Origin of the sequence: Mesorhizobium sp. M7A.F.Ca.CA.002.09.1.1 (genome assembly GCF_003998555.1) — a bacterium.
Taxonomy (GTDB): domain Bacteria; phylum Pseudomonadota; class Alphaproteobacteria; order Rhizobiales; family Rhizobiaceae; genus Mesorhizobium; species Mesorhizobium ciceri.
This window is the reverse complement of the sequence record NZ_RZRR01000126.1, coordinates 1-8,867: the sequence shown is the minus strand read 5'-3', so window position 1 is coordinate 8,867 and position 8,867 is coordinate 1. Positions and strand designations below refer to the sequence as shown.

At 61.4% G+C, this 8,867-nt stretch carries 5 protein-coding genes, 1 tRNA gene and 1 pseudogene; 6 read left to right on the top strand and 1 reads right to left on the bottom strand.

The features are described 5' to 3' along the window. A partial coding sequence (locus EN994_RS08310) for a septal ring lytic transglycosylase RlpA family protein (RefSeq protein ID WP_164745839.1) occupies window positions 1–1,013 on the bottom strand: 1,013 nt, incomplete at its 3' end. Between the two features lie 377 nt (window positions 1,014–1,390). Here EN994_RS08310 and EN994_RS08305 point away from each other — a divergent pair. The 6 genes and pseudogenes from EN994_RS08305 to EN994_RS08280 all read left to right on the top strand — a co-directional run. Then, window positions 1,391–1,726 carry a hypothetical protein gene (locus tag EN994_RS08305; protein ID WP_013531580.1) on the top strand — a complete coding sequence of 112 codons (336 nt, stop codon included), beginning with the start codon at window positions 1,391–1,393 and terminating at the stop codon, window positions 1,724–1,726. 362 nt (window positions 1,727–2,088) lie between these two features. Next, a tRNA-Ser gene (locus tag EN994_RS08300) sits at window positions 2,089–2,178 on the top strand. Window positions 2,179–2,395: 217 nt separating this feature from the next. Beyond that, window positions 2,396–3,520 carry a helix-turn-helix transcriptional regulator gene (locus EN994_RS08295; protein ID WP_063168011.1) on the top strand — a complete coding sequence of 375 codons (1,125 nt, stop codon included), beginning with the start codon at window positions 2,396–2,398 and terminating at the stop codon, window positions 3,518–3,520. 332 nt (window positions 3,521–3,852) lie between these two features. Continuing rightward, window positions 3,853–7,578, top strand: a complete 3,726-nt coding sequence (locus EN994_RS08290) for an autotransporter domain-containing protein (protein ID WP_245465998.1) — start codon at window positions 3,853–3,855, stop codon at window positions 7,576–7,578. Between the two features lie 177 nt (window positions 7,579–7,755). Continuing rightward, complete coding sequence (locus EN994_RS08285; RefSeq protein WP_063168009.1) at window positions 7,756–8,553, top strand: sterol desaturase family protein; 798 nt, start codon at window positions 7,756–7,758, stop codon at window positions 8,551–8,553. Window positions 8,554–8,655: 102 nt separating this feature from the next. Next, window positions 8,656–8,867: pseudogene (locus EN994_RS08280) on the top strand (hypothetical protein); the annotation flags it as partial.

Here is an 8,867-nt window from a genome sequence, read left to right as displayed (position 1 = left end):
GTGGACGGACCGGCCGCTGGCGGCTGCCGCTTCCATGATTGGAGCACATCGGCCGGCGACATGCCGTCGCCACCCATCGCGGCGAAGGCATTTGAGGCGCGTTCGACCCGCTCGTCGGCATAGGACAGCGAGGCCACGGCAAACGGCGATTGCGGCGGCAGATTGATCTGCGGACGCTCCGGCACGATCGGGCCGAAATCCGGAAGCGCCAGATCGCCATAGGCCGACGACTGCGTCGACATGATCGGCTGGACAGAACCGGTATCTGTCAACTGGCCCGGAAACGGCACGGCAGCAGTGCCGGCAGGCAGGCTTGGCGACGGCCCGTTCATGGCGACCATGACGCCGGTCGGCAGTCCATCCGACGGGTCTGGCGCCCTGTTGCCGGGATGATAGGAGGCCATCAGATACTGGTCGTCATCGCCGTCGAGCGGCGCGCGGCCGACATATTCGACCTTCACCTGAGCGGTGCCGGTGTTGGCATAGTCAAGCATCTGGGCAGCGCGCTCCGATACGTCGATGATGCGGCCTTCGTGATATGGGCCGCGATCGTTGACGCGAACGATGACCGAACTGCCGGTCTTGAGATTGGTGACGCGGGCATAGCTTGGCAGCGGCATGGTCGGGTGCGCCGCCGTCAGATGGGTCATGTCGTAGACTTCGCCATTGGCGGTAAGCCGGCCATGGAAGGCGTCGCCATACCAGGAGGCGAGGCCGACCTTGGCGTAGCGCTTGTCTTCCTTCGGGTAATACCACTTGCCACGGACCTGATAGGGTTTGCCAAGCTGATCCCTGCCGCCGCCACGTTGGATGCGCCCGTTCCGGGAGATCACACGCGGGCTTGCCTTCACGCCATATTCGGATTCGGCGAAATACTCCTTGGAGCGGGTCTTCTTGTTGACCATCGCTTTCGGCTCAGGCTGCGACGCGCAGGCGGCCAGCAAGGCAGCCGACATGGCGAACAACGCGACGGTAGCAGCGCGACGAAGACGCGGTGGCGTCACAGCCTGCATTTTCCTGATGTCCCCTTCAGTCTCAACTCAAGGCGTCGCGTTCAACCACCAGAGGAGCCAAAACACTCACCCGACAATACCAACGACGCTTAAAACCCCGATCCTTTGTGCGCAGGAATTGCTTATCACGGTATTAACCGATTGTGGCCGCAACCGGGCAAGATTGTGGCGTCTCCACCGTAAGAGCTCTCTGAAAAGTAACGGTTTTCGTGCTTCCACGCGAGAGATGTGATGCCCTCTGCCACAGAAAGCCTGGCTTCGCTCCTGCCCGCCGTGTCTGCCGGTTGACCGGGCTTTGTCGGGCAGCGGACCGACCGCCGGAACAAAGAAATGCGCCGCTAGTTTCATCCGCAGGGCACTCGAACAGAAGGACGAGCATGATGAAAATGACTTCATTGATGGTCGCGATCGCGATGTCGCTTTCTGCCGGGTCTGCGATCGCCGCATGTCCGGACAAGTCAGCTTCGAACACCGGGACCGATGCCGGACAGACCGCCGGTATTTCGAAAGATGGAACCCACGCGCCTTTAGAGACTCCGAAGGCCATGGGCAACGCGAACAAGCCAGCCGCCAAGGATGGCACCACGATGCCATTGGCGGGCGCTGAAGGCGGGGGCGACAAAAACCTTGCAACCTCGCAGCAGGATATCGAGGCGCAGCAGCACGGTGATAAGGCCGCGGCGGCAAAGGCGGACGAAAATTGCAAAGACTGAGGACCGTACAGGCCGGAGCCGATTTGCAGCTTCGGCCTTCCTCACCAGTAGCTGTTCCCTTGGCGAAAGTTAAATCTGCGGGATACCGCAGCTGTCCCAAGAGGCTGACCCGTAGGGATTCGCCAGTCGGCGGGCTCCTTCTTCATCATGCACCAATGGGATAGCGAGTTCCGGTGCTCGATTCCGACAAACTCAGAGCCTGCCAGGACGGCAGGAACCGACACAGTGGTGGTTGACGCAGCCCTCAATGCCGCTTTACAGGAATGAGGCGTGAACCAGCCGGGAGCGCCTTCGGTGCCAATCCGGTGCCACAGGCCAAACGAGTTGGCCCCGCGCTGCCCAAATGGTTGAAAAACCACGATGGAGGAATGGCCGAGCGGTTTAAGGCACCGGTCTTGAAAACCGGCGTGGGTGCAAGCTCACCGTGGGTTCGAATCCCACTTCCTCCGCCATTCGATCGAGAAGGGCATACAGAGCATACAGAACTGAGTACGCCGATTTCCGCCTCCGTGGACGTAAGGGTGAAGCGTCAAACATCATGTCTGCTTTCTCCTGACCTTGGGCGTCAGCACTGGTAACCCCCCTGCTCATTCGACGTTCTATCCCTTGCATCGACCGCAATCAGAGGTATGCTAACACTTCATTCTGGTTGTATATTTCGCAAGGCTTATGGGATATTCGATCTCTCACGAGCGCCTGTCGGTAGTGATCGGTCGCATATATGAGGCCGCCTACGATCAATCGATTTGGCTTGACGTGGTCCTTCAGTTGCAAGCCATGTTTCATGGCTCCAGAGCCTGTTTCTCGGGCATCGACTGGGCCAATGTCGAGGATAGCTTTTGCGTCTCACCGAGCCGCGACCCCTATTGGGACAGGATTTTCCTTGACCATTTCGCGACCAACGAACTCTTTGCGCCGCGTGTGGCCGCGCCGCTTGGCCGGGTTTTTAGCGACACCCAGTTGATTGGGCGGCACCGTATTGAACGCACCTCCGTCTGGAACGAATGGATGATGCCGCAGGACATGTATGACGGCATGTTCTGCAATCTGCGCGCGTCGGAAAAGAACTACTGGTTTTTCGACGTGCAGCGAGGCCGAGGGCAGCCGGCGTTCGACGCCGATGATCGTGCGATGCTCGCCCTGATCACGCCTCATCTGCAGCGCGCTGCGGGTTTGGGCCGACATTTCGAGGCGCGACCTGTGCTCCGATCGCTGCTCGGCCACCTGCCCTTCGCCGGCTTTATCGTCGATCCGCGCCTGCGCATCCTTGACATGAATGACGCCGCGCAAAGACTTTTGGTACAGCCGATCACTCTGCTGACGGCGAACGGTGGCCATCTGGCCACCTCCGATTCCACGCAAACCCAAATGCTGCAACGTGCGGTCGCACGAGTCTGCCGGGTGGACGAGAGCGAGTTTCCCATTTCGGCTGCCGATTTGATCTTGCGGTCGGAGCGCGGCGACCAACTGGTATTGTCGATTGGATTGTTGCCCGACGGCGAGATGTTCGGCCTGTCGGCTGGACCTTGCGCGGTGGTGCTGGCGCGCGAATCACGTTTGGCCCTGTCGACGAGCTTAGCCGATCAACTGCGAAAAACCTTTGGGCTGACAGGGAAAGAAGCTTCCGTCGCGCTCGCGCTCGCAAGCGGATTGTCCTTGAAGGAAATAGCGATCAGGGAAAACATGGCCTACGGCACCGCACGCGTTCATCTGGACAAGATTTTTCGCAAGACAGATACGCAGAGGCAGAGTCAGCTCATTGCGCTGCTGAATGCATTTCGTCTTCTGCCCTAACAAGCTGCAATAGCACATTAAGGTTCTTCGAGTGCAGGGCGTTGCGACTGTGGCGAGCCAGCGACAGTGCGCCACTCTTTGGCCGGTCTATGGCATTTGATATATATATCGCCCACCCATCATCCGTTATTGCGAATCTGAAGCACTGATTTGCTCGAAGCATTGCTTTGCTTGGGCTGTTCTGATGACGGCAGATTGCATTTATTGGACGATGGGGCGGGCCTATCATGAGACTCTACGGTTTTTCGGCAGACAAAGCCTACCCACTCGTTTCCTTGCGCGCGCAACTCCTCTCGCAGGCCAGTCGCTCGGCACTGCGTTTCGCAATCGGCATGGCCGGTTTCGCCGGCTCGGCTGTTTTCTTTTCCCCGCAGGCGCAGGCGGCATGTACGGTCACTCTGGGAACTGATGTGCAGTGCGGCACCACCTCCACGGTCAATGCCGTCAATCCGGCTGCTCCTCCCAACGACCGGGGCTATTCATTTTCTTCACCGTTTACGGCCCACCTCGCGATCGATGCCGGGGCGACGGTCAGCGGATTTGGCCTCGCGATCGAGAATACCGGCAATGGCGCCGTCATGGTCGTCAACAACGGCACGATCAGTGTCGATGCGGGCAACACGCCAACAGCCGGCGGGACCGCGGCACTCAATATCGATGCCGCCTCCAACCTGATCACGTACACAGGCAGCGGCGCGATCACCAATAACGGCAGTGGCGATGCCTTCGCAATAAAGCAGAATGGCCTGGGCTCGATCGATGTCGATGCCACCGGCGATATCACGGCGGCTGCCGGCTCAGGCATTGTGGTGCGTAACACGGCGGCGAGTGGCTCCATCGATGTCACCACGGGCGCGGTGACGGCGCTGGCTGCTGGCATGTTCGGTATCGACGTCCAGTCGTCTTCGACGGCAGGCAATCTCACGACCGTGGCGAACGGCGATGTGACGGCGGGCAATACCGGTATCTTGGGTCGAGTTTCCTCCACAGGAACTGGCAACATCGATATCACGGCGAACGGCGCCATCGACGCAGGCAACGGCATTATCGCGCAGAACTTGGGCAACGGCTCGACGACGGTGAAGGCGATGGGACCGGTCACCGCGACAATGGCGTCGGGCCTTGGCGTCTTCGCTCAGGGCCGGGGCGATGTCTCGATAACAACGGGTGCGGTGACCTCGACGGGCGGTCAGGCGGTCTATGCAATAGGGACCGGCACAGGCACAGGCACAATCGATGTGACGACCAACGGCAACGTCTCGGGCACTGCAGGCATCCTCGCAGGTAACTCCGGCACGGGCATGATCAGCGTGATCGCCAATGGTGCGGTGACCGGCACATCCTTTGACGGCATCGTCGCGAACGGTGGTGGCGCGGTGGACGTGCAGGTCGCCGGCACGGTGATGGGCGCGCGTTCCGGCCTGACCTTGATTGGTGGCGGCGGCGGCACGGGTAATCTCTCGGTGACGGGCGCGGGCGGCTTCGTCGGCGGCAGCGACGATGCGGTGAATATTCAGAACTATGGCCCGGGCACGGTCACGGTCGATATATCCGGCGCCAGCAGCTCGACGAGTGGCGGCGGCATCGTGGTGCGCGACACGGCGACGGGCGGCAACATCGGCGTCACGACGGGCGCGGTGACGGCGCTGGCTGCCGGCAGGATCGGCATCGACGTTGAGACGCTGTCGGCGACGGCCAATGTGACGATCGTGGCGAACGGCGATGTGAAGGCGGGCGGCCCCGGTATCTTCGCTGGCCTTTCCTCGGGAAGCGGCAACGTCGATGTCACGGCGAACGGCGCGATCGACGCGAGCAGCGGGATTGTCGCAGGGACTGTCGGTACAGGTTCGGTGACCGTGAAGGCGGTTGGTCCGATCACCGCGACGACTGGTCGAGGTATCGACGCTGAAAGCTCGGCCGGCAATGTCGCGGTGATAACGGGTGCTGTGAACGCAACTGCGGCTACGGCGATCTTCGCGCTCCAGGACAATCCGGTGGGCGCTGGCACGATCAATGTGACGACGAATGGCAATGTCTCGGGTACGACAGGTATCCAGGCAACCAATCTTGGCACGGGCGCGATCACGGTGATCGCCAATGGCGCGGTGACCGGAACGTCGGCCGAGGGCATCGTCGCGACGGGCAACGGCGTAGTGGATGTGCAAGTCGCCGGCACGGTGACGGGCGCGACGCGTGGCCTGACTTTGACTGGTGGGACGGGCGCCATCAACGTCGCCTCGTCGGGCGCGATCCGTAGTCTTTCCGGACTGTCCAGCGATGCGGCGATCGAGACCAATGCCGCGACGATGGCGCTCACAAACGCCGGTTCGATCGTCGGTACAGCGCAGTTTGCCGGCGGCGCGACACTGTTCGCCAACGACGGGAACTGGAACGGCGCCGGTGGAACCAGTGATTTCGGCGGTGGCGCCAGCAGGCTGGTCAACGACGGGACCGCCGTCGGTGGAAACTCCGCCGGCGTCGCGGAGACGACGCAATGGACCAATCTGTTTCAGTTCACCAATCAAGGCACCTTGACAATGGCCGACGCTGGCGCCGGCGATGTGATCCGGCAAACCGGCGGCAATGCCGCTTTCGCGACTGGCAGCATCATGGCGATCGATATCAACACGGCCGGCCAGGCCGACAGGTTCAGCACCTCCGGCACCGCGACGATCACTGGCGCGACGCTGACCGTGAACGCCGCGGGCGGCATTGCGGTGCCGGGCACCCGCTATACGGTGTTGACCGCCGATGCCGGGCTGACCGGGCAGTTCGCTGCCTTGACTGGAGTTCTCAACACCGCCTTCCTCAGGCTTGTCGATACCTATGACACCAACAACGCCTATCTCGACATCCTGAAATACCGCAACTTCACCGACGCAGCCTTGACCCGCAATCAGATCGCAACCGCTGGGGGGCTCGAGAGCCTGCCGACATCCGGATCCCTGTACAACGTCATCCTCAACCTCGCGACCGACGTGCAGGCACGTGATGCCTTCGACCAGCTCTCGGGCGAGGTGTATCCCTCGGCGCAGACTTCCCTCATCGAAGATAGCCGTCTTCTGCGCGACGCGGCGACGAACCGCATCCGGGCCGCTTTCGGTATCGTCGGTGCATCGGCCGCTCCGGTCATGGCCTACGCCGATCAGACCTATGGCGGTGCTGCGGGCGCCTATGTCTCGCTCGATCCCAATACGACCGCTGCAGTGGCGTCGGACACCGATCGCTTCGCCCTCTGGAGTCAGGGCTTTGGTTCATGGGGCCATACTGGCAGCGACGGCAATGCTGCCCGCGTTGACCGCTCGACTGGCGGTTTCCTGGCCGGCGGTGACGCCGCCATTTTCGACACCTGGCGATTGGGTATCATGGCGGGATACAGCCGCACCAACCTCGATGTGAAAGACCGCGCCTCGTCGGGCTCGAGCGACAACTATCATCTCGGCCTCTATGGCGGCACCACTTGGGATGTTGGGGGCGGCACGCTCGGCTTGCGCACCGGTACATCCTATACTTGGCACGACATCGCGACGAGCCGCTCCGTCACTTTCCCCGGTTTCAATGACAGCCTCAAGGCAGATTATCGCGCCGGAACGGCGCAGGTGTTCGGCGAACTGGGCTATGGTATCCATGCTGGAAATTTAGGCTTTGAGCCCTTCGCCAATCTCGCCTATGTGAACCTCCGGACTGACGGCTTCACCGAGACAGGCGGCGCGGCGACGCTGACAAGCGCTTCGGCAATCACCGATGCGATCTTCACCACGCTCGGCCTACATGCCTCAGGCGAGTTCACCGTCGGCGAGATGGCGGCGACGGTTCGCGGCACGCTCGGCTGGCGCCATGCCTTCGGCGAGACCGTACCGCTGTCGCGCTTCGCATTCGCCGGCGGCGCATCATTCACCGTCGCGGGCGTGCCGATCGCCAAGGACGGGCTGATACTCGATGTCGGGTTCGACATCGCCATCGCACACAATGCCACGCTCGGCCTCACCTATGGGGGACAATTCGGCAGTCGCGCCGCAGACCAGAGCGTGAAAGCCAATCTCGCGGTCAGGTTCTAGTTGGGGGATGGGCCACACGCCGCAGGACGAGCCCGCATTCGCGTCTCCTCGTCCACCCGCGTTCCATTCACAATCCGCGTTTGCCGCCGCCACTTGCGCAAAAGGTAGAGCCTTTAGCCTTTGGAAAGGGAGATGTGGTTCCTCTCAGAGGCGCGGACTGCGCGCTGAGGCGAATCGATGGATATCTTTGGCATCAAGGCACTTCTGATCTGCGCCCTGATCTTCATTCCGTTCGAACATCTGTTTGCCGAGCGGCCGCAGAAGATCTTTCGCAAGGGCTTCGCTGTCGATCTGATTTATCTGCTGTTCAACGGCTTCATCATAAAGCTGGCCATCGTCATGATGGCGGCAGGCGCGCTCGGTGCCGCTGCACTCCTGGTCCCGCAAGCGATAACGCATGCCGTCAGCGGCCAGCCCGTCTGGCTGCAGGTTGCCGAAATCATCGTGATCACCGATGTCGGCGTCTACTGGACACATCGGGCCTTTCACAAAATCCCGGCGCTTTGGAAGTTCCATGCCGTTCACCACGGCATTGAGGAACTCGACTGGCTCGGGGCCTTCCACAATCATCCCGTCGACGCCATCGTCACAAAGGCAATATCGCTGACGCCGATCTTTTTCCTCGGCTTCTCGGAAGCGTCGATCGCCGTCTTTTCGACTCTCTACCTTGGACATACGCTGCTTGTGCATTCAAACGTGCGGATTCCGTTCGGCCCCTTGAAGTGGCTGATCGCCAGCCCGCAGTTCCATCGCTGGCACCATGCCAACCAGCGCGAAGCCTATGACAAGAACTTCGCCGGGCAGTTGCCTTTCCTCGACGTGCTGTTCGGCACCTACAATCCCACCGGTGACAAGGTGCCGGACAAGTACGGCGTCGACGATCCGATCCCTTCCACCTATTTCGGCCAGATCGGCTATCCGCTCCTGCGCCGCAGGAAGCTGCCGAACCGGGCGGTGCCGAACGCCGAAGCCTGACGGCTGGCCCGGCGTTGCGGTATCCACACCGGTCCCCTTTCGAGCCGCAGGACGCCGAACCACCGGAAGGCTTTTCGCCTCGAATCGGCTAAACCTTGCGCCATGAACGAGACCTCACTCTATGCGCCGGTGAAGCGGTTCCTCGAAAGCCTCGACTTTGTCGTCAAAGGCGAGATCGACGGCTGCGATGTTGTTGCGTTGCGCGAGGGGGAGCCGCCGGTTGTCGTCATCTGCGAGTTGAAGCTGCAGTTCAATCTCGAACTGGTGCTGCAAGGTGTCGATCGTGCGGCGGCCAGCCACACCTCGTCACAGGC

What these genes read in the sequence shown, in the direction of transcription:
- EN994_RS08285 (WP_063168009.1), top strand. Translation starts at nt 7,756, where the DNA reads ATGGATATCTTTGGCATCAAGGCACTTCTGATCTGCGCCCTGATCTTC.
- EN994_RS08295 (WP_063168011.1), top strand. Translation starts at nt 2,396, where the DNA reads ATGGGATATTCGATCTCTCACGAGCGCCTGTCGGTAGTGATCGGTCGC.
- EN994_RS08290 (WP_245465998.1), top strand. Translation starts at nt 3,853, where the DNA reads ATGGCCGGTTTCGCCGGCTCGGCTGTTTTCTTTTCCCCGCAGGCGCAG.
- EN994_RS08305 (WP_013531580.1), top strand. Translation starts at nt 1,391, where the DNA reads ATGATGAAAATGACTTCATTGATGGTCGCGATCGCGATGTCGCTTTCT.